The 20,798-nt window shown below is 54.0% G+C and carries 18 protein-coding genes and 1 riboswitch; of the genes, 10 read left to right on the top strand and 8 right to left on the bottom strand.

What is annotated here, in order from left to right:
* The first annotated feature begins 42 nt into the window (after nt 1-42).
* The 4 genes from galS (at nt 43) to mglC (ending at nt 5,003) form a co-directional block, all read left to right on the top strand.
* Nucleotides 43-1,083: an HTH-type transcriptional regulator GalS gene (gene galS / locus JK231_RS06390; protein WP_097116615.1), complete on the top strand. Its 1,041-nt coding sequence runs from the start codon at nt 43-45 to the stop codon at nt 1,081-1,083.
* 304 nt (nt 1,084-1,387) lie between these two features.
* Nucleotides 1,388-2,383 (top strand): galactose/glucose ABC transporter substrate-binding protein MglB, encoded by a 996-nt coding sequence (gene mglB / locus JK231_RS06385; RefSeq protein ID WP_034824919.1) that lies wholly within the window; start codon nt 1,388-1,390, stop codon nt 2,381-2,383.
* A 70-nt stretch (nt 2,384-2,453) separates the two neighbouring features.
* Nucleotides 2,454-3,974 carry a galactose/methyl galactoside ABC transporter ATP-binding protein MglA gene (mglA, locus tag JK231_RS06380; protein WP_034824907.1) on the top strand — a complete coding sequence of 507 codons (1,521 nt, stop codon included), beginning with the start codon at nt 2,454-2,456 and terminating at the stop codon, nt 3,972-3,974.
* A gap of 18 nt (nt 3,975-3,992) precedes the next feature.
* The gene (mglC, locus tag JK231_RS06375; protein ID WP_034824905.1) at nt 3,993-5,003 is read left to right on the top strand and encodes a galactose/methyl galactoside ABC transporter permease MglC; all 1,011 of its coding nucleotides are present in this window, start codon (nt 3,993-3,995) and stop codon (nt 5,001-5,003) included.
* Between the two features lie 947 nt (nt 5,004-5,950).
* Here the strand turns inward: mglC and sanA are convergent.
* From sanA to metG, 6 genes are all read right to left on the bottom strand, one after another.
* Entirely contained in the window at nt 5,951-6,670 is a 720-nt protein-coding gene (sanA, locus tag JK231_RS06370; protein WP_034824903.1) for an outer membrane permeability protein SanA, read from the bottom strand.
* A gap of 136 nt (nt 6,671-6,806) precedes the next feature.
* Complete coding sequence (locus JK231_RS06365; protein WP_211728232.1) at nt 6,807-8,504, bottom strand: NAD-dependent malic enzyme; 1,698 nt, start codon at nt 8,502-8,504, stop codon at nt 6,807-6,809.
* Between the two features lie 160 nt (nt 8,505-8,664).
* Complete coding sequence (gene cdd, locus JK231_RS06360) at nt 8,665-9,561, bottom strand: cytidine deaminase (RefSeq protein ID WP_211728231.1); 897 nt, start codon at nt 9,559-9,561, stop codon at nt 8,665-8,667.
* 124 nt (nt 9,562-9,685) lie between these two features.
* Nucleotides 9,686-10,378: a CidB/LrgB family autolysis modulator gene (locus tag JK231_RS06355; RefSeq protein WP_097116618.1), complete on the bottom strand. Its 693-nt coding sequence runs from the start codon at nt 10,376-10,378 to the stop codon at nt 9,686-9,688.
* Nucleotides 10,371-10,745, bottom strand: a complete 375-nt coding sequence (locus JK231_RS06350; RefSeq protein WP_097116619.1) for a CidA/LrgA family protein — start codon at nt 10,743-10,745, stop codon at nt 10,371-10,373. Before JK231_RS06350 ends, JK231_RS06355 begins: the two co-directional genes overlap by 8 nt.
* Before the next feature lie 57 nt (nt 10,746-10,802).
* Nucleotides 10,803-12,890, bottom strand: coding sequence for a methionine--tRNA ligase (metG, locus tag JK231_RS06345; protein WP_283215549.1), 2,088 nt, complete (start codon nt 12,888-12,890; stop codon nt 10,803-10,805).
* An 88-nt stretch (nt 12,891-12,978) separates the two neighbouring features.
* Here metG and apbC point away from each other — a divergent pair, with 88 nt between their 5' ends.
* Nucleotides 12,979-14,091: an iron-sulfur cluster carrier protein ApbC gene (gene apbC / locus JK231_RS06340; RefSeq protein WP_034824889.1), complete on the top strand. Its 1,113-nt coding sequence runs from the start codon at nt 12,979-12,981 to the stop codon at nt 14,089-14,091.
* Here apbC and JK231_RS06335 read toward each other — a convergent pair.
* Complete coding sequence (locus JK231_RS06335) at nt 14,088-14,540, bottom strand: GNAT family N-acetyltransferase (RefSeq protein ID WP_097116622.1); 453 nt, start codon at nt 14,538-14,540, stop codon at nt 14,088-14,090. The two genes, apbC and JK231_RS06335, sit on opposite strands and share 4 nt — an antisense overlap.
* A gap of 335 nt (nt 14,541-14,875) precedes the next feature.
* On the opposite strand from JK231_RS06335, the gene ahpC reads away from it, so the two are divergent.
* Both ahpC and ahpF read left to right on the top strand, forming a co-directional pair.
* Entirely contained in the window at nt 14,876-15,439 is a 564-nt protein-coding gene (gene ahpC / locus JK231_RS06330) for an alkyl hydroperoxide reductase subunit C (protein ID WP_034824884.1), read from the top strand.
* Nucleotides 15,440-15,509: 70 nt separating this feature from the next.
* On the top strand, nt 15,510-17,078 hold the full coding sequence (gene ahpF, locus JK231_RS06325; RefSeq protein WP_097116623.1) for an alkyl hydroperoxide reductase subunit F: 1,569 nt from the start codon (nt 15,510-15,512) through the stop codon (nt 17,076-17,078).
* 66 nt (nt 17,079-17,144) lie between these two features.
* Here the strand turns inward: ahpF and JK231_RS06320 are convergent, their stop codons facing one another.
* Nucleotides 17,145-17,348, bottom strand: coding sequence for a hypothetical protein (locus tag JK231_RS06320; protein ID WP_211728230.1), 204 nt, complete (start codon nt 17,346-17,348; stop codon nt 17,145-17,147).
* Between the two features lie 324 nt (nt 17,349-17,672).
* Nucleotides 17,673-17,768: riboswitch (TPP riboswitch) on the top strand.
* Between the two features lie 33 nt (nt 17,769-17,801).
* Between JK231_RS06320 and thiM the strand changes: the two genes are divergently transcribed.
* The 3 genes from thiM (at nt 17,802) to fbaB (ending at nt 20,644) form a co-directional block, all read left to right on the top strand.
* A complete protein-coding gene (thiM, locus tag JK231_RS06315) occupies nt 17,802-18,587 on the top strand; it encodes a hydroxyethylthiazole kinase (RefSeq protein ID WP_211728229.1) in 786 nt (261 codons plus the stop codon).
* Nucleotides 18,584-19,384 carry a bifunctional hydroxymethylpyrimidine kinase/phosphomethylpyrimidine kinase gene (gene thiD / locus JK231_RS06310; RefSeq protein ID WP_211728228.1) on the top strand — a complete coding sequence of 267 codons (801 nt, stop codon included), beginning with the start codon at nt 18,584-18,586 and terminating at the stop codon, nt 19,382-19,384. The genes thiM and thiD overlap by 4 nt, the downstream gene beginning before the upstream one ends.
* 207 nt (nt 19,385-19,591) lie before the next feature.
* Nucleotides 19,592-20,644 (top strand): class I fructose-bisphosphate aldolase, encoded by a 1,053-nt coding sequence (gene fbaB, locus JK231_RS06305; protein WP_045832840.1) that lies wholly within the window; start codon nt 19,592-19,594, stop codon nt 20,642-20,644.
* The last annotated feature ends 154 nt before the right edge of the window (nt 20,645-20,798 follow it).

The raw sequence follows: 20,798 nt of genomic DNA, 5'->3' as shown, positions 1-20,798 counted from the left end.
TTACGCGCTTGTCGCGCATTTTCTCCTCTGTGGAACAGCTGCATGATAACGATTCGAGATGTCGCCCGTCAGGCCGGTGTATCAGTAGCCACCGTGTCGCGTGTGCTCAATAACAGCAGTGCAGTCACCCCTGATACCCGTGAAGCCGTACTCCAGGCGGCGGAATCACTGGGTTATCGCCCGAACGCCAACGCGCAGGCACTGGCCACCCAGGTCAGTGACACTATTGGCGTGGTGGTGATGGACGTATCCGATCCCTTCTTTGGCGCGTTAGTAAAAGCGGTAGATACCGTGGCGCAGCGCGTGCACAAACACGTGTTAATCAGCAATTCATGGCATCAGGAAGAGAAAGAACGTCATGCGATTGAAGTGCTGATCCGTCAACGATGTAACGCTTTAGTGGTCCACGCGAAAACGCTTTCAGACGCTGAACTAACTCAGTTTATGGATCAGGTTCCCGGTATGGTGCTGATTAACCGGACTATTCCCGGGTACGAACATCGTTGCGTCTGCCTGGATAATGTAACGGGATCTCTGATGGCAACGCGCATGTTGTTACAACAGGGACATCAACGCATTGGTTATCTCAGCTCCAGCCACCCGATTGAAGATGTGACGCAACGGCGTGAAGGCTGGCTGCAGGCCTTGTCAGAGCAGGGGATTCGCCCCCAGGAGTCCTGGATTGCCCATGGCGAACCGGACATGCAGGGTGGGGAAGCGGCGATGGTGGAGTTACTGGGCCGTAACCTGCATCTAACCGGCATCTTCTCCTACTGCGACGGTATGGCCGCTGGGGCGCTGACCGCATTGAAAGATAATGGCATTCAGGTGCCACAGCACTTCTCCGTCATCGGCTTTGATGATATTCCCATCTCACGTTACACCGACCCGCAACTCACGACTGTGCGATATCCTATTGTTTCTATGGCTAAATTGGCCACGGAGTTGGCCTTAAAAGGCGCAGCGGGCGAACTCGATCCCGACGCCACACACTGCTTTATGCCGACCCTGGTACGCCGCCATTCCGTTGCTCAGCGGCAAATTGTGGAGTCGGTCACTAATTCGGGCGATAGCGCTGTGTAACCGTTTCCAATCTGTGATTACATTCACAGTTAATTAACATGGCGCTCACTATGATGGCAGCGTCTTACCGGACTGAAACATCATGTAACGCCGGGTTCTCCTTCTCCGGTCAGGTTTCAGTAGCCGATTGAAATAGTTCACAACACTCTTCAGGAAGCGTTTACGTACAGGGAAGTCAGGATAGCGATGGTGGCCCGGCTTTGCGTTACGCGTCCGCCCCATAAATGAGTTTGAACCGACTGCGCTGGTTGCCCGCAGGCAGCACAGCGCGATGATATGCCCTACATAAAAAACCGGAGATACCATGAATAAGAAGGTTTTCACGCTCACAGCACTGGTTGCCAGCATGATGTTTGGTGCAACTGCGCACGCCGCCGATACCCGCATTGGCGTGACAATTTATAAATACGACGACAACTTTATGTCTATGGTTCGCAAGGACATCGACAGCGAAGCCAAAAAACTGGGCGGCATTCAGTTGCTGATGAATGACTCGCAGAACAGCCAGTCCACCCAGAACGACCAGATTGACGTACTGATGGCCAAAGGCGTGAAAGCGCTGGCAATCAACCTGGTTGACCCTGCTGCTGCGGCAGTGGTGATCGACAAAGCGAAAGCGAATGATGTGCCAGTGGTGTTCTTCAACAAAGAGCCGAATGCCAAAGTACTGGCCAGCTACCCGAAAGCCTACTACGTGGGTACCGACTCTAAAGAGTCAGGCATCATCCAGGCCAAACTGATTGAGAAGCACTGGAAAGCCACCCCAGCCTGGGATCTGAACAAAGATGGTCAGATTCAGTTTGCTCTGCTGAAAGGTGAGCCGGGCCACCCGGATGCTGAAGCACGTACCAAATACGTGATCGAAACCCTGAACACCGATGGTTTCAAAACTCAGCAGCTGGCGATGGATACCGCGATGTGGGACACCGCACAGGCAAAAGACAAAGTTGACGCCTGGCTGTCTGGCCCGAACGGCAACAAAATTGAAGTGATCATCGCGAACAATGATGCGATGGCAATGGGCGCAGTAGAAGCCCTGAAAGCGCATAACAAAACCAGCATTCCTGTGTTTGGTGTGGATGCGCTGCCAGAAGCGCTGGCACTGGTGAAATCCGGTGCGATGGCCGGTACCGTGCTGAACGATGCGGAAAACCAGGCGAAAGCCACCATTGATATCGCGAAGAACCTGGCCGATGGCAAAGAGCCAACCGCCGGTACTAACTTCAAGATGGAAAACAAAATCGTACGTGTTCCTTACGTACCAGTAGATAAAGAAAACCTGTCTCAGTTTGTGAAGTAATACGTACCGGGCGCGGCAGCACGCCGCGCCTTATTGCATCTGACCCACGTTTTATTTAGCCAGGTAAATTATGGCCAGTGAGAATCCGACCGCACAGCGTGAATATCTGCTGGAGATGACGAATGTCTCGAAATCATTTCCAGGGGTGAAAGCCTTAGATAATGTGAATTTGAAAGTGCGGCCGCACTCCGTCCATGCCTTAATGGGCGAAAACGGCGCCGGAAAATCCACATTATTAAAATGCCTGTTTGGTATTTATAAAAAGGATACGGGGAGCATCCTGTTTCAGGGTGAAGAAATTGATTATAAAAGTTCCAAAGAAGCGCTGGAGAATGGCGTTTCAATGGTGCATCAGGAATTAAACCTGGTTTTACAACGCAACGTGATGGATAACATGTGGCTTGGCCGCTATCCACGTAAAGGCGTGTTTGTTGATCAGGATAAAATGTATCGCGATACCAAAGCGATCTTTGACGAATTAGATATTGATATCGATCCACGCGATAAAGTGGCTAATCTGTCTGTTTCGCAAATGCAGATGATTGAAATTGCCAAGGCATTTTCCTATGACGCGAAAATCGTCATCATGGATGAGCCAACATCGTCGCTGACCGAAAAAGAAGTGAATCACTTGTTCACGATTATCCGTAAGCTGAAAGATCGTGGCTGCGGTATTGTTTATATCTCACACAAGATGGAAGAGATTTTCCAACTGTGTGATGAGATTACGATTTTGCGTGATGGACAGTGGATTGCCACCCAGCCGCTGGAAGGGCTGGATATGGACAAGATCATCGCCATGATGGTCGGTCGTTCACTGAACCAGCGTTTCCCGGATAAGACCAACGTGCCGGGCGAAACTATTCTTGAGGTGCGTCATTTAACCTCGCTGCGTCAGCCGTCGATTCGCGATATTTCCTTCGACCTGCGCAAAGGTGAGATTTTAGGCATCGCCGGATTGGTGGGCGCTAAACGTACTGACATCGTTGAGACTTTATTTGGTATTCGCGAGAAGTCAGGCGGTACCATTAAGCTGCACGGTAAAGCGATTAATAACCACAGTGCCAATGAAGCGATTAACCACGGCTTTGCGCTGGTAACGGAAGAGCGTCGTTCAACCGGGATTTATGCTTATCTGGATATTGGTTTTAACTCGCTTATTTCCAATATTAAAAAATACAAATCCAGCATGGGCTTGCTTGATAATAAGCGCATGAAGAGTGATACCCAGTGGGTGATTGATTCAATGCGCGTGAAAACGCCAGGTCATCATACGCAAATTGGTTCGCTTTCCGGTGGTAACCAGCAGAAGGTTATTATTGGTCGCTGGTTATTAACCCAGCCGGAAATTCTGATGCTGGATGAACCGACGCGCGGTATTGACGTTGGTGCTAAGTTCGAAATTTATCAGTTAATTTCTGAGTTGGCGAAGAAAGAGAAGGGCATCATTATTATCTCTTCTGAAATGCCAGAATTGCTGGGAATTACCGATCGTATTTTAGTGATGAGTAATGGCCTGGTAGCGGGCATTGTCGAGACCAAAACGACCTCGCAGAATGAAATCCTGCGTTTAGCGTCATTACACCTTTAATGAAGCAAGGGCTTTAACATGAAAGCGACTACTAAAAAGAATGCGCTAACCTGGTTAAAAGAGGGCGGCATTTACGTTGTCCTGTTGGTACTGCTGGCAATTATTATTTTCCAGGACCCGACGTTTTTAAGTTTGATGAACCTGAGTAACATTCTGACCCAATCTTCAGTGCGTATTATTATTGCACTGGGCGTGGCCGGATTGATCGTGACGCAGGGTACTGACCTGTCAGCCGGGCGCCAGGTCGGTCTGGCCGCGGTGGTTGCGGCGACCTTGCTGCAATCCATGGATAACGCCAATAAGGTGTTCCCGCACCTGGATACCGTACCGATTCCACTGGTTATCCTGACCGTGTGCATTATCGGTGGTGTGATTGGCCTGGTGAACGGCGTGATCATCGCTTATCTGAAAGTGACGCCATTTATCACCACGTTGGGCACCATGATTATCGTTTACGGCATTAACTCGCTGTATTACGACTTTGTTGGCGCATCACCGGTGGCCGGTTTTGACGCGGGCTTCTCGACCTTTGCTCAGGGCTTCTTCCGTTTCGGTGATTTCAAGCTGTCATTCATCACCTTCTACGCGTTTATTGCCATTATTTTTGTCTGGATTCTGTGGAATAAAACGCGCTTCGGTAAGAACATCTTTGCCATCGGCGGTAACCCGGAAGCCGCTCGTGTTTCAGGCGTTAACGTGCCGCTGAACCTGATTCTGGTGTATGCGCTGTCAGGTGTGTTCTACGCCTTCGGCGGGATGCTGGAAGCGGGCCGCATCGGCAGTGCCACCAACAACCTCGGCTTTATGTATGAGCTGGATGCGATTGCGGCCTGTGTGGTCGGCGGCGTGTCATTTGCGGGTGGTGTGGGTACAGTTGCGGGCGTGGTGACCGGTGTGATCATCTTCACCGTTATCAACTACGGTTTGACCTACATCGGCGTGAACCCTTACTGGCAGTACATTATCAAGGGCGGCATTATCATCTTCGCTGTAGCCCTGGATTCACTGAAGTACGCACGTAAAAAATAAGACTGACACACAGCAACACATCACTGCAAAAGGCTGCCATTTTATAAATGGTGGCCTTTTTTATTTGTGCAAACTGCGAAGGGCGAAGGGCGAAGGGCGGGTGCGGTGTGGGCTCAAAGCACCTCTGCTGCTGCCGGGCAGTCCTCGCGCCGCTGACGCGGTGCCCTCGGCTTACACGTCGTGCCGACGGACCGTTCGGGGATCGACCATCCCTGGTCGGCCCCGAACTGATCCACGCATCCCTGCGTGGATCTCCTGGCCCAACGTAAAAGCCTCAGCGCTGCGGATAGCCCTTGCATCAGCAGAGGTGCTTTGGCCTCAAACGTTGTGCCCGTTTTTTCAAAAATATGCGGCTTCTGCGAATACTTCTTTCAGCGGTGAAGGGACATGGCTTCAAACATCGAGCCCGTTTTCTGAACGGATATTGTACTTTTTGCAGATGGCTTTTGTGGTGGAAAAGAGCGGAAGCAACATCGTTGTGCCTGTCTTGATACCAAATGCACGGCATCCGAGCACAGCCTTACAGCTATTCGGCTATGGTCTGACGCTGTGTGCTCTTTTTTAACAGCACGCAATTAAGCTCAATAGCAGGCTGGTGCCGCTTTGGGGGCAGGCTTTTCGCAGCGCTGAACAGAGTGAGGATGCCAGGATAGCCCGCAGGGATGCGGGCGGAAGGCGGGGCGGCACATGGATGTGCCATCCCGCCGTTCCGTAAGGCAGACGAACGGCGTGAAGGCACCGCGTCAGCGGCGCGAGGACCGCCAGCCCCCAAAGCGGCACCAGACAGCGTTATAACAGTAACCTAAAGCGACACCAGACAGCGTTATAACAGTAACCTGAGGCGATACCCGACAGCGTTATAACAGTAAACTGAAGCAGCACCAGACAGCGTCACCACAACAACCAAGCGACACCAGATGGCATCAACGCAATATTTTCAGGTAGCGTTACTTCTGCAGCTTCTCTTCCAAATCCAGCAACTGCTCTGGCGTCACCGCCGGATAACTCTGTGCATCTTCCGGCACTTCATGCACCGCCGGAATCGGCACCAGCGGGCCGAGGAAACGAGGTTCACGTTTCATCAGATACAAATCGGCTAATGCGCCTAAACGAGCACCAACCTCGCGGAAACGCACCGACAGCATATTTTTCGGAGACGGAACCGCATAACACTGCGCCTGAATTCCCAGATGTTGGGCGATATACAGCGCGCGCTCACAGTGGAAGCGTTGTGTGATGATGATGAAATCATTGGTATCGAACACTTTGCGGGTGCGTACAATCGAGTCCAGCGTACGGAATCCGGCATAGTCGAGCACGATATCGGCAGGATCGACACCGGCTTTGATCAAATCGCGGCGCATGGTCATCGGTTCGTTATAACTTTGCAGCGCGTTGTCACCACTCAACAGCAGATAATTCACCTTGCCGCTGTTATACGCGTTAAGCGCACCTTGAATGCGATAAAGGTAATACTGATTGATCACGCCGGTGCGGTAATACTTGGCGGTGCCTAAGACCACCCCGACCTGACGATGCGGTAGCGAGGTGACATCTTCATAAATAAACGGGGCAGTTTTCCAGCTGATCCAGCGATCCAGGCCGAGCGCGGTCGCCACCATCAATAAGATGATGAAAAACAGACCAAAGAAAACGCGTTTAATCATGCGCGTAAGCACTCGGTTGGCGGAAAAAAGGATGGCTAAAGGCTACTTGAGGTGGGGGCGCTAAGCAAGTTTACGCCGGTTGGCTGGCGATATTTTAAGCGCAGCCGGTACTGAATTTACCGGCTGCGCTGCCTGCTTAGATAGACGTGCGGCGATAATGACGATACTGCGGCAGCCAGAAGTTGTTGTTAACGGCTTTTGACAGCACGTCTTCTGAGGTCACAACGGCCACGCCAGCCAACTGCGCTGCTTTACCCACTTCCATAGCGATCAGCTTCGAAACGCCCTGAATGTGTTTCAATTCTGGCAGCACCGGGCCTTCGCCATCGTTCACCAGCGGTGAGCAGTCAGCCAGGGCGCGGCTGGCGGTCATCAGCATCGAATCGGTGATGCGGGTGGCACCGGCGGCAATCACACCCAAACCAATACCTGGGAAGATATAGGAGTTGTTGCACTGGGCAATCGGGTAGGTTTTACCCTTCCAGGTTACCGGTGCAAATGGGCTGCCAGTCGCGACCAGCGCTTCACCGTCGGTCCAGGAGATGATATCTGCTGGGGTGGCTTCAACGCGTGAGGTTGGGTTTGACAGCGGCATCACGATCGGACGCTTAGTGTGCTTGTGCATCTCGCGGATGATCTCTTCGGTGAACAGCCCCGGCTGACCTGACACGCCAATCAGAATGTCTGGCTTCGCGTTGCGCACCACATCCAGCAGTGAAATAGAATCGCTGGTCACATCCCAGTCCTTCAGGTTTTCACTCTTCTGCACCAGTTTGCCCTGGAAATCGAGCAAATTAGGCAGTTTGTCGGTCAACAGACCAAAGCGATCGACCATCATCACGCGGGAACGTGCTTCGTCGTCGCTCAGACCTTCAGATTTCATCTGCGCGATGATCTGCTCAGCGATACCGCAACCGGCGGAACCGGCGCCGAGGAACACCACTTTCTGCTCGCACAGACGGCTGCCCGCTGCACGGCTGGCGGCGATCAGGGTGCCAACGGTAACGGCGGCAGTGCCCTGAATGTCATCGTTAAAGCAGCACACCTCATCGCGGTAACGCTCCAGCAGCGGCATAGCGTTCTTTTGTGCAAAGTCTTCAAACTGCAGCAGCACATTTGGCCAGCGGCGTTTCACTGCCTGGATAAATTCATCAACGAAGGCTTCGTACTCTTCGCCGGTGATACGCGGATGGCGCCAGCCCATATACAGCGGGTCATTCAGCAACTGCTGATTGTTGGTACCGACATCCAGCACCACGGGCAGGGTATACGCCGGGCTGATCCCGCCACACGCGGTGTACAGCGACAGCTTACCGATTGGGATACCCATACCGCCGATGCCGAGATCGCCGAGGCCGAGAATACGCTCGCCATCGGTCACCACGATCACTTTCACGTTCTGCTTAGTGGCGTTTTGCAGCATGTCTTCAATGCGATCGCGATTGTTATAAGAGATGAACACACCGCGCGCACGACGATAAATTTCAGAGAAGTGTTCACAGGCCGCGCCGACGGTTGGGGTATAAATAATCGGCATCATCTCTTCCAGATGATTATCCAGCAGGCGGTAGAACAGCGTTTCGTTGGTGTCCTGAATGTTGCGCAGATAGACGTGCTTGTCGTTATTGTTTTTGAAATCCAGGAACTGACGCCAGGCACGCTCGGCCTGCTCTTCGATGGTTTCAACGGCTTCGGGTAACAGGCCATTGAGGTTAAATTCGTTGCGTTCTTCCAGGGTGAAGGCGCTGCCTTTGTTCAGCAGCGGAAATTCCAGCAGAATCGGACCCGCGTAAGGAATATACAGCGGACGTTTACTTTCGTATTCGAGTTCCATGCAGTCTTTGCTCCGGTTGCAGTGTTTTCTGACGTGTCACCGGGAAAAGGTAACGCCAGACCTGTTTCTTGTGAAGTAGTTCTGGCGCCCAATCCTATGAGGATTCTTGCGGATGTACAGCTTTTGTTAATAGAAAGTCACAAAAGCGATGAAAGGATCACTAAACTGATGTTTTCGAAACTAAAGTAAGTGAGAAATCTTCACAGCCCAGTGCCGCCAGCGTAGCGTGCGTGGCATCGCGCTGGCTTAACGTACTACCTTCACATTCGACTAATACTGCCTGTTTAATCGTATCCAGCGCTTCATTACGCATGTTCATCATAATCAGCGCTGCCTGCAATGGCGGCAAACTTGGATTGAAAGCGGCGTTTTCTGCATAGCGACCGGTGAAGAGGTTACCGCTCTGGCTGCGCAGGGCCACACCACTGTAGCTGTGACTGTAGGGCGCATGACTGTTGTTCGCCGCCTCAATCGCCGCTTGCTGTAAGGCATCACCTTGCGCAGCGAAGCCGTGATGAATCGGTGTCAGCAGACGTTCCGTGATATTCAGATCGGCGGGGCCAAACGCATCCGGCAGATAATCGCCCAATGTACTCACTGCACGACCTGGCAGACTGATGCGGATAGCCGTGCCGCTGTTAAGCTCGTTCATAAACTGACGGCAGTGGCCGCAAGGCGTGTAATTGACGGTGATGGCATCCAGTTTCTCTTCGCCGTGCAGCCAGGCATGAGTAATGGCGCTTTGCTCCGCATGCACGGTTTGCTGCAGCGGCGCATGTTCGAATTCCATATTGGCACCGAAATACCAGTGACCACTCACTCCGCGTGAAATCGCACCCACATTGAAGTGAGACACCGGTGCCACCGCACAGCAGGCGGCAATCGGCAGCAGTGCCAGCGCCAGGGCATCATCATCCAGCCCCGTTTCCTGCTTCAGGCGCGCCACGTCTTGCGGGCGCAGTACGCCGTCAAAATCAGCTGCATCCAGCAAGGGATGAATCGCAGTTTGCAAGTCAGCGGGCAGGGCGGAGAAAGCAGCAGTAAATCGTGGATGCATGATGTGATGACCTCATTAACGCGTTAGCGGCGATGCGCCGCCTATGGGGTTATATGTGATCTGTGTCGCTATGACAATGTAAGCTGATTGAGTTGTTTCAACTTTGCGAGATCTCTCGCAAGTTTTAGCCCAACCAGTGCATCAGCAGCGGGAAAAGGAAGGGGGCCAGCAGCGATGTGATAATGCCGCAAATCACTAATGCCAAAGAGCTAAATGCTCCTTCCTGATAATCGATCTCTGCCGCGCGCGCCGTGCCTAAGGCATGCGATGCGTTGCCAATCGCCAGGCCGCGTGAAGACTTGCTGTGCACCTTAAACAGATTCAGCAGCATATGGCCGAACACTGCGCCGAGCACGCCGGCAATCAACACACAGATGGCGCTGATGGCGGGAATACCGTGCAGCGAACCGGATACTGCCATGGCAATAGGCGTGGTGACGGATTTCGGCATAATCGTCGCGGCAATTTCTGGCGTAGCTCCCATCCATAGCGCAATAGCGGTGCCGGAGACCATCGCGGTGATGCTGCCAATAAAACAGACGCTGATGATGGTTTTCCAGCGCGCGCGAATCTGATGCATCTGCTCATACAGCGGCAATGCGAGCGCGACCACCGCAGGTTGCAGCAGCTGATTAAGGAAGGTGCTGCCGGCAAAATAGCGGGTATAAGGGATATGGGTGAGCAGCAGGATCGGAATCACAATCGCCATCGCCACCAACAGCGGATTGATGATCGAGATATTGATTTTGGCTGCCAGCTTACGCGCCAGCAGATACGCCACCACGGTGAGCGGCAGTGACCACCAGGCGTCAGTCATGAGGATGCTCCTTCGGGCGCTGCAAACGTTCGGCGCTCAGGCCAACGATTAACAGCACCATAAAGGTACTTACCACGCAGGAGACGACAATCGGTCCAAACTGCGCGCTCAGGATATCGGTATAACCCATCACGCCGACACTGATCGGGACAAACAGCAGCGCCATATAACGTATCAGCAAATGACAGCCCGGTTTCACCCAACCGACCGGCAGGATTTGCAGCGCCAGCAAGGTAAACAGCAGCAGCATGCCGATAATGCTGCCCGGAATGGTAAACGGCAGCAGGGCTGCAATACCGTTTCCGGCATAGAGCGCGGCATAGATAATCACAAAGGCACGCAAATAGTGCCAGCAAGCAGTTAGCACGACAGGCTCCACAACAGAGGGTCGATAAAAAAGCCGCCCTGAAGGCGGCTTGTTCAATTACTTCACCTGCATTCCAGGCTGTGCACCGCTATCAACGGACAACACAAACAGATCTGAACCGCCGGAACCGGCTGACAGCACCATGCCTTCTGAGATGCCGAAACGCATCTTACGCGGTGCCAGGTTAGCGACAATGATGGTCATCTTGCCGACCAGCACTGACGGATCCGGATAGGCCGCGCGAATGCCCGAGAAGATCTGGCGCTTCTCGCCGCCAAGATCCAGTTCCAGACGCAGCAGCTTGTCAGATCCTTCAACCAGCTCGGCTTTCTCGATCAGTGCTACACGCATATCAACTTTAGCGAAATCGTCGATAGTGATGGCTTCGCCAATCGGCGCATCCGCCAGAGGGCCGGTTACTGCTGGCTTGTTCGCCGCAGCTGCATCTTCTTTAGATGCTTCAATCAGGCCTTCAACTTTGGCCATTTCGATACGGCCATACAAGGCTTTGAAAGGCGCCACATCGTGATCCAGCAGCGGCTGTGCAATCGCATCCCAGCTCAGTTCCGTATTAAGGAAGGCTTCGGTACGCGCGCTCAGTGAAGGTAGCACCGGCTTCAGCCAGGTCATCAGAATGCGGAACAGGTTGATACCCATTGAGCAGATCGCTTGCAGGTCAGCATCTCGGCCTTCCTGTTTCGCCACCACCCACGGTGCCTGCTCATCCACATAGCGGTTAGCGATATCCGCCAGCGCCATGATTTCACGAATCGCGCGGTTGTACTCGCGGCTCGCCCAGGCTTCACCAATCTTCTCTGAGGCATCGACAAAGGTCTGATACAGCGCCGGATCGGCCAGCTCGCTCGCCAGTTTGCCGCCAAAACGCTTAGTGATGAAACCGGCGTTACGTGACGCGAGGTTCACCACCTTGTTGACGATATCGGCATTCACGCGCTGTACGAAATCTTCCAGATTCAGGTCGATGTCGTCGATGCGTGAAGAGAGTTTCGCCGCGTAGTAGTAACGCAGGCTGTCCGCATCCAGATGCTGCAGCCAGGTGCTGGCCTTAATGAAGGTGCCGCGTGATTTGGACATCTTCGCGCCGTTCACCGTCACATAACCGTGCACGAACAGGTTGGTCGGCTTGCGGAAGTTGCTGCCTTCCAGCATTGCTGGCCAGAACAGGCTGTGGAAGTAAACGATGTCTTTACCGATGAAGTGATACAGCTCGGTAGAAGAATCTTTTTTCCAGAACTCGTCGAAATCGATGTTACCGCGCTTGTCGCACAGGTTCTTGAAGGAACCCATGTAACCGATTGGCGCATCCAGCCACACGTAGAAGTATTTGCCCGGCGCGCCTGGAATTTCGAAACCGAAATAAGGCGCATCGCGGGAGATATCCCACTGCTGCAAGCCCGATTCGAACCACTCCTGCATTTTGTTCGCCACCTGCTCCTGCAACGCACCTGAACGGGTCCAGGTCTGCAACATCGCGCTGAATGAAGGCAGGTCGAAGAAGAAGTGCTCAGAATCACGCAGTACCGGCGTCGCGCCGGATACCACGGATTTTGGATCGATCAGTTCGGTCGGGCTGTAGGTCGCGCTGCACACTTCGCAGTTATCGCCGTACTGATCCGGTGACTTACATTTCGGGCAGGTGCCTTTGACAAAACGGTCCGGCAGGAACATGCCTTTTTCCGGATCGTACAGCTGTGAAATGGTACGGTTCTTAATAAAACCGTTCTCTTTCAGACGACCGTAGATTAACTCTGACAGCTCACGGTTTTCATCGCCGTGCGTGGAGTGATAGTTGTCGTAGCTGATGTCGAAGCCAGCGAAGTCAGTTTCGTGCTCCTGCTTCATCTCGGCGATCATCTGCTCAGGTGGGATACCGAGTTGCTGGGCTTTCAGCATGATCGGCGTGCCGTGGGCATCGTCTGCGCAGATGAAGTAAACCTGGTTGCCACGCATTCGCTGGTAACGGACCCAAATGTCAGCCTGAATGTGCTCAAGCATGTGACCGAGATGGATTGAACCGTTTGCGTACGGCAGTGCGCACGTTACCAGAATTTTTTTAGCGACTTGAGTCATAGTTTGCGTAGCGTTCCGTGAATAAAAATCGGGCTTAGATGTTACCCGAAGCACCCTCTGGCGTAAACACAACTGGACGGCATCTGATATTATTGAAAGCACATCGCCGATATCTGGCGTGATGAAAACACAAGGAGTTGGGATGACTTCACAATCCCGGGAACATCATTCACCCGAAGCATTGCGCGCTGTGGTTATCGGCGTGCTGAGTGACTTTGAACATCCGACGCTGCATCACAATCTGACGACCTTGAAAGCCCTGCGCCATGTGGCACTGCTGGACGGCAAGCTGCACATCGAACTAGTGATGCCGTTTGCCTGGGCCTCGGCTTTCGAAGAGCTGAAGGCACAAGTCAGCGCCGAACTGCTGCGTCTCACCCATGCTAGCGCCATCGACTGGCGTTTGCGCCACGACATTGCCACGCTGAAGCGCGTGAAAAATCATCCTGGCGCAACAGGCGTGAAGAACATCATTGCGGTGAGTTCCGGTAAAGGCGGCGTGGGCAAATCCAGCACCGCGGTGAACATGGCGCTGGCGCTGATTGCCGAAGGTGCGAAGGTCGGTATTCTCGATGCCGATATTTACGGCCCGTCGATTCCCAATATGCTCGGCACCGAGAGCCAGCGGCCAACCTCGCCGGATGGCACGCACATGGCGCCGATCATGGCGCACGGACTGGCGACCAACTCGATTGGCTACCTGGTCACCGATGAAAATGCCATGGTGTGGCGCGGCCCGATGGCCAGCAAAGCGCTGATGCAGCTGCTCAACGAGACGATGTGGCCGGATCTCGATTACCTGATTCTCGATATGCCACCGGGCACCGGGGATATCCAGTTGACGCTGGCGCAAAACGTCCCGGTGACGGGCGCGCTGGTGGTCACCACGCCACAGGACATCGCCCTGATTGATGCGCGTAAAGGCATTGTGATGTTTGAGAAGGTCAGCGTGCCGGTGTTGGGGGTGGTGGAGAACATGAGCATTCATATTTGCAGCGAATGCGGTCATCACGAGCCGATTTTTGGCACCGGCGGCGCGCAGAAACTGGCGGCGGATTACCACACGCAGCTGCTGGCGCAACTGCCGCTGCATATCAATCTGCGTGAGGATCTGGATGATGGTGAACCAACGGTGATCCGCCGTCCGGACAGCGAATTCACTGCACTGTATCGCCAGTTAGCCGGACGTGTGGCGGCACAGCTCTACTGGCAGGGTGACGTGATTCCGGCCGATATTGCCTTCCGCGCGGTTTAACGCTTCACTTTTCCGCTGGCGCGCGCCGTCAGCGGAAAATGCATCAGCACATATTTTCCTTGCTCGCTCTCACCGGTGGCTTCACGCTGCCAGCCATGTTTCAGGTAAAACGCCTGCGCTAACTCATTCAGCATCAGACATTTCAGCACGCCGGTTGAGGTAAAACGCTTCTGCACTGCCTCCAGCAAGGCGCTGCCGACCCCACGGCCCTGAAAGTCGGGGTCGACATACAGGCTGTGCAGGAAGTTGTCATTAGGAAGGATGCCCGCGAACCCGGCACGATGCCCATCGACCAACGCGACTAACACCGTCTCCCCCAAAATCACGCCATCCAGATCTTCCAGTGCCCAATCATCGCCATCCAGCCAGGTCCAGTTGTGACGACGTGCTGCAAGAAACAGTGTGCGCAGAAAAGGGCGGTCGGCTTCCTCAAATAATCGAATGTCCAAGCATGGGCTCCATCATAAACAAGATTAGGTAGCGTGGCGGTCGCTTTAAATGGCAACCCTACAACAAAGCAGGTTTTTCGTAGGGTGCGTATTAATGAGTACTTTTGCCATTCGTGGCGGTCGTCACAAATGGCGACCCCAGGTAACACTAGCCGACGAAAAAAGATAAAGCCTGTCAAATCATCAGGCTTTCTGTGTAGAATGCCGCGGCAAGCCGCATGGAATCTGGCATCAGCACTTTGATAGCTTTTGATTATCTGATTGATAACGACTGCATATTAGAAGTTGGCCCGGAAAAACTGTAACTTGCATCACATCTTTTAACGGAGGTCACCATGTCCATCATTAATACCAAAATCAAACCATTCAAAAACGCAGCGTTCAAAAACGGCGAATTCATCGACGTAACCGAGAAAGACGTTGAAGGTAAATGGAGTGTATTCTTCTTCTACCCGGCTGACTTCACCTTCGTTTGCCCAACTGAGCTGGGTGACGTGGCAGACCATCACGAAGAACTGCAGAAACTGGGCGTAGACATCTACTCTGTTTCTACCGACACGCACTTTACCCACAAAGCCTGGCACGGTTCTTCCGAAACCATCGCAAAAATCAAATACGCGATGATCGGCGACCCAACTGGCGCACTGACCCGTAACTTCGAAATCATGCGCGAAGACGAAGGTCTGGCGGATCGCGGTACCTTCATTGTTGACCCACAGGGCATCATCCAGGCTATCGAAATCACCGCTGAAGGCATTGGCCGTGACGCATCTGACCTGATCCGCAAAATTAAAGCGGCTCAGTATGTGGCTTCTCACCCAGGTGAAGTTTGCCCAGCTAAATGGAAAGAAGGCGAAGCAACACTGGCTCCATCTCTGGACCTGGTTGGCAAAATCTAAGTCACACCCAGCCATTCGATCTTTCTCAATCGGGTGCTACGGCACCCGATTTTCTTGACAGGAACTCACTATGCTCGATACCAATTTAAAAACACAGCTCAAGGCTTACCTTGAGAAATTAAAGAAACCGGTTGAGTTGATTGCCACACTGGATGATGGCGCTAAATCTGCGGAGATTCGTTCTCTGCTAGCCGATATCGCGAGCTTGTCAGAAAAAGTCAGCTTCCGTGAAGAGAATGATCGTCCGGTTCGTAAACCCTCTTTCCTGATCACTAACCCAGGCAGCCAGAGCGGCCCACGCTTCGCCGGTTCGCCAATGGGTCACGAATTTACTTCACTGGTGCTGGCCCTGCTGCAGACCGGTGGACACCCTTCGAAAGAGTCGCAGAGTCTGCTGGAGCAAGTGGTTGCTCTGGATACCGACCTGCATTTCGAAACCTATTACTCGCTGTCGTGCCATAACTGTCCTGACGTGGTGCAGGCGCTGAACCTGATGGCGGTGCTGAACCCACGCATCAGCCACACCGCGATTGACGGCGGCATGTTCCAGAACGAAATCACCGAACGTAACGTGATGGGCGTTCCTGCGGTATTCCTGAACGGCAAAGAGTTCGGTCAGGGCCGTCTGAGCCTGGCGGAAATCGTCGGCAAAGTGGACACCAACGCTGAGAAACGTGCAGCAGAAGAGCTGAACAAGCGTGACGCCTATGAAGTGCTGATCGTCGGCAGCGGCCCAGCGGGCGCAGCGGCAGCGATTTACTCGGCACGTAAAGGTATCCGCACTGGCCTGATGGGCGAGCGTTTTGGTGGTCAGGTGCTCGACACCGTGGACATCGAAAACTACATCTCCGTACAGAAAACCGAAGGCGCGAAGTTGGCCGGTTCACTGCGTGCCCACGTCGATGATTACGATGTTGACGTCATCGACACCCAGAGCGCCATCAAGCTGATTCCTGCGGCGAAAGAGGGCGGTCTGCACGCGATTGAAACCGCGTCTGGCGCAGTGCTGAAATCACGCAGCATCATCATTGCCACTGGCGCACGCTGGCGCAACATGGGCGTGCCGGGCGAAGAGCAGTATCGCACCAAAGGCGTGACTTACTGCCCACACTGCGATGGCCCGCTGTTCAAAGGCAAGCGCACGGCAGTTATCGGCGGCGGTAACTCCGGCGTTGAAGCGGCTATCGACCTCGCGGGTCTGGTTGAGCACGTGACGCTGCTGGAATTCGCCAGCGAAATGCGCGCCGACAAAGTGCTGCAGGACAAACTGCGCAGCCTGAAAAACGTCGATGTGATTCTGAATGCGCAGACCACCGAAGTGAAAGGTGACGGCAGCAAAGTGACCGGGTTGAGCTACATCGACCGTAACAACCAGACCAGCCACGAGATCGCGCTGAGCGGCATCTTCGTGCAGATTGGTCTGTTGCCGAACACCACCTTCCTTGAAGGCGCGGTAGAACGTAACAAGATGGGCGAAATCATTATCGATGCCAAATGCGAAACCAGCCTGAAAGGCGTGTTCGCAGCGGGTGACTGCACCACGGTGCCGTACAAGCAGATCATCATCGCCAGCGGTGAAGGCGCGAAAGCCTCACTCAGCGCGTTCGATTACCTGATCCGCACCCAACCGGCTGAATAAGTTTTATTGCGATAGCCACGCAGCAGCCCCGTAACGGATGTTACGGGGCTTTTTTTTGCCTGTTTTTCATCCCAACCAACGCCGTGCTTCCGCATCGCTCACGTCGCGGTAATAAACTTTATGCAAACGTTCGCCGCAACTTTTACATCGAGCTTCAACATGGGTGGAAAAATAGTGGCGACCGGAAGGGCAAATAGCGCCTTTGCGCGAAATACGAATGTCGTGCCATTTATGGGCATGCGGAACAAAGCTGAATAATTTTGAGATCATTATCGATTCCGGAATTGGATAGGCAGTGACTCTGTTCAAGTCCGGAGGGGGATTAGGCCTTGCTACGCCTGGCAGGGCGTTGATGTGCATCAATGAATATGGAGGCGCGTGTTGATTAGTCGATTTTTCAGTGATTAGAATAAATCTGGAAAATTCAGAAGAGAGTTAATTAATGATGATAATTGATCGAAACGGCTCTTTTTAAAATTTAGCCTGTCGAATTATTTTAACTATTTTGATTTAGTGCCGTTTTCAGCATCCTTCAAACGACCACGATTTACAATCCTTCACGCTCGCCTTATCCTGTGTGCGGCATGTTCACCATGCCATGACTCGGGGTGCCCCTGTTAAACAGGGCTGAGATACACCCGCTGACCTGATCTGGATAATGCCAGCGTAGGGAAGTCAGATGCCTGACCGCATTCGCCTTCTTGATCGCCGGTTGGGAGTTTTATGACACAGCCTGACCTTCTTACCTCCGCGCAATTCGCGCAATCCCTGCAGCTGCTGCGTCAGCAGGCACCGCTGGTGCACTGCATGACCAATGACGTGGTGCAAACCTTTACCGCCAATGTGCTGCTGGCTTTGCAAGCCTCTCCCGCGATGGTGATCGATGCCGAGGAAGCCGCGCAGTTCGTGAGTTTTGCCGATGCGCTGCTGATCAACGTAGGCACCTTAACCCGCGACCGTCGCGATGCGATGCTGGCGGCGGTGCAGTCCGCCTCTAAAGTCGGCACGCCCTGGACGCTCGATCCGGTGGCCGTGGGTGCACTCTCATTCCGCACCGAATTCTGCCAGCAGCTGCTGAGCCTGCATCCCGCCGCGATTCGTGGCAACGCCTCGGAAATCCTCGCGCTGGCTAACCAGGCTGCGGGCGGGCGCGGCGTGGACAGCGTGCATCAGGCCGATGCCGCACTCAGCTCGGCGCAACAGTTGGCACAGGATTACCACACGCTGGTGGCGGTCACAGGCGAAGTCGATTACGTCACTGATGGCAAACGCACGCTGGCGATTCCAGGCGGCAGCCCGCTGATGACGCGCGTGGTCGGCACCGGCTGCGCGCTTACCGCCGTGGTCGCGGCCTTCAGCAGCTTACCGGGCGACCGCTTGCAGCATGTGGCGGCGGCATGTCGCGTGATGTCGCTGGCGGGCGAGCAGGCGGCGCGTGCTGTTCAGGGGCCAGGCAGCTTTGTCGCGGCTTTCCTCGATAACCTCTGGACGCTGGAGGTTGCCGTATGAAGCGCATCAACGCGTTAACCATTGCAGGTACTGACCCGAGCGGTGGCGCAGGCATTCAGGCCGATCTCAAAGCCTTCTCCGCATTGGGCGCCTATGGCACCAGTGTGATTACCGCGCTGGTGGCGCAGAACACCTGCGGCGTGCAGTCGGTGTATCGCATTGAACCCGATTTCGTGGGCGCGCAACTGGATTCGGTGCTGGACGATGTGCGTATTGATGCCGCCAAAATCGGCATGCTGTCGGAATCTGCGATTGTCGAAGTGGTGGCCGAGCGGCTGAAACGCGCCAGCCTGCCGTTTGTGGTGCTGGATACGGTGATGATTGCTAAGAGTGGCGATCCGCTGCTGTCGCCCGATGCGGTGGCCAGCGTGCGTGAACTGCTGATGCCGCAGGTGTCGTTGATCACGCCCAATTTGCCCGAAGCCGCTGCGCTACTGGGCCGTGATATGGCGCAGGATGAGAAAACCATGCTGATGCAGGGCGATGCGCTGTTGGATCTCGGTTGTGAAGCGGTATTAATGAAGGGCGGACATCTCAGTGATGCCGAAAGCCCGGATTGGCTGATCACCCGTGCAGGGCGTCAGCGCTTCACCGCACCACGCGTCAATACGCGCCATACCCACGGCACCGGTTGTTCGCTGTCCGCCGCTTTAGCGGCACTGCGTCCACGTCACGATAACTGGGCGGATACAGTCACCGAAGCCAAAGCCTGGCTGCAGCAGGCCTTGCTGCACGCCGACTCGCTGGAAGTCGGCAAGGGCATTGGTCCGGTGCACCATTTCCATCAGTGGTGGTAGGGCAGCAGAACGGCGATTAAGGCGTGCCTCTGCGTTGCAGGATTCAATCTGAAGGCCGCCCATCGCAAGGTGGCAAAATATTTTTACTGCGTATCCGTCTGAAAAATGGAGTCAGCAATTTGCCAGCCTGGCGCTTTTCGGTCCAGGCTGTTGGGGGCGAATCGGCCATTGCCGGTTCCATTCCAGCCATTTATTTCAGGAGCCAACATGACGGACATCGTACAGTTATTGGGCAAAGAAGCGGATTCACTTCTTCAACATCGCTGCATGACCATTCCAGCGGACAGCCTTTATTTACCGGGCGCGGATTTCGTCGATCGTGTGATGATCGACAACAATCGTTCTCCTGCCGTATTACGCAATATGCAAACCCTGTATAACACTGGTCGCCTGGCGGGCACCGGCTATCTGTCGATTCTGCCGGTCGATCAGGGCGTTGAGCACTCAGCGGGTGCCTCTTTTGCCGCCAACCCGGCTTACTTCGATCCGAAGAACATTGTTGAGCTGGCGATTGAAGCCGGCTGTAACTGTGTCGCCTCTACCTATGGTGTGCTGGCCTCAGTATCACGCCGCTATGCACACCGCATTCCGTTTATGGTGAAACTTAACCACAACGAAACCCTGAGCTATCCCACCCAGTACGATCAAACGCTGTATGCCAGCGTCGAGCAGGCATTCAACCTGGGGGCGATTGCGGTGGGCGCGACCATCTATTTTGGTTCTGAGCAGTCACGTCGTCAGATTGAAGAGATCTCGGCTGCTTTCGAGCGTGCGCATGAACTGGGCATGGTGACCGTGCTGTGGGCCTATCTGCGCAATGATGGCTTCAAGAAAGACGGCGTAGATTACCATGCCAGCGCTGATTTGACCGGCCAGGCCAACCATCTGGCAGCCACCATTGGCGCAGACATCGTGAAGCAGAAAATGGCCGAGAACAACGGCGGCTACAAGGCGGTGAAATTCGGCCATACCGATGAGCGCGTCTACAGCAAGCTGACCACGGAGAACCCGATCGATCTGGTGCGTTACCAGCTGGCGAACTGCTATATGGGCCGTGCTGGATTGATCAACTCCGGTGGCGCATCAGCCGGAGACACTGACATTGCCGAATCGGTGCGTACTGCGGTGATCAACAAACGTGCGGGCGGTATGGGGCTGATACTGGGCCGTAAGGCGTTTAAGAAGTCGCTGAAAGAGGGCGTACAGCTGATTAATGCGGTGCAGGATGTTTATCTGGCGAAAGATGTCACAATTGCGTAATTGATTGCCCAAATCCCTTCCCGCAAGCGGGAGGGGAATCGGTCAGCGGAGTAATGATTGGGGATTGATCGAGAGCATGGGGACGAAATCTTATCTGCAAAGCTCTCTATTGAGCGGCAACACGCGCTTCACTCGCTCGCCAATCGCACTTTGC

The organism is Pantoea sp. JGM49 (assembly GCF_018257655.1).
Lineage (GTDB): Bacteria > Pseudomonadota > Gammaproteobacteria > Enterobacterales > Enterobacteriaceae > Pantoea > Pantoea communis.
Note: the sequence above shows the minus strand (reverse complement) of the source record. Positions and strands in the feature narration are given on the sequence as shown.

Excerpts from the sequence above, each read along its gene's own strand:
- JK231_RS06320 (WP_211728230.1), bottom strand. The coding sequence starts at position 17,348 with ATGATCTCAAAATTATTCAGCTTTGTTCCGCATGCCCATAAATGGCAC.
- mglC (WP_034824905.1), top strand. The coding sequence starts at position 3,993 with ATGAAAGCGACTACTAAAAAGAATGCGCTAACCTGGTTAAAAGAGGGC.
- thiM (WP_211728229.1), top strand. The coding sequence starts at position 17,802 with ATGACACAGCCTGACCTTCTTACCTCCGCGCAATTCGCGCAATCCCTG.
- galS (WP_097116615.1), top strand. The coding sequence starts at position 43 with ATGATAACGATTCGAGATGTCGCCCGTCAGGCCGGTGTATCAGTAGCC.
- apbC (WP_034824889.1), top strand. The coding sequence starts at position 12,979 with ATGACTTCACAATCCCGGGAACATCATTCACCCGAAGCATTGCGCGCT.
- mglB (WP_034824919.1), top strand. The coding sequence starts at position 1,388 with ATGAATAAGAAGGTTTTCACGCTCACAGCACTGGTTGCCAGCATGATG.
- JK231_RS06355 (WP_097116618.1), bottom strand. The coding sequence starts at position 10,378 with ATGACTGACGCCTGGTGGTCACTGCCGCTCACCGTGGTGGCGTATCTG.
- JK231_RS06365 (WP_211728232.1), bottom strand. The coding sequence starts at position 8,504 with ATGGAACTCGAATACGAAAGTAAACGTCCGCTGTATATTCCTTACGCG.
- cdd (WP_211728231.1), bottom strand. The coding sequence starts at position 9,561 with ATGCATCCACGATTTACTGCTGCTTTCTCCGCCCTGCCCGCTGACTTG.
- thiD (WP_211728228.1), top strand. The coding sequence starts at position 18,584 with ATGAAGCGCATCAACGCGTTAACCATTGCAGGTACTGACCCGAGCGGT.
- ahpC (WP_034824884.1), top strand. The coding sequence starts at position 14,876 with ATGTCCATCATTAATACCAAAATCAAACCATTCAAAAACGCAGCGTTC.
- fbaB (WP_045832840.1), top strand. The coding sequence starts at position 19,592 with ATGACGGACATCGTACAGTTATTGGGCAAAGAAGCGGATTCACTTCTT.
- sanA (WP_034824903.1), bottom strand. The coding sequence starts at position 6,670 with ATGATTAAACGCGTTTTCTTTGGTCTGTTTTTCATCATCTTATTGATG.
- mglA (WP_034824907.1), top strand. The coding sequence starts at position 2,454 with ATGGCCAGTGAGAATCCGACCGCACAGCGTGAATATCTGCTGGAGATG.
- ahpF (WP_097116623.1), top strand. The coding sequence starts at position 15,510 with ATGCTCGATACCAATTTAAAAACACAGCTCAAGGCTTACCTTGAGAAA.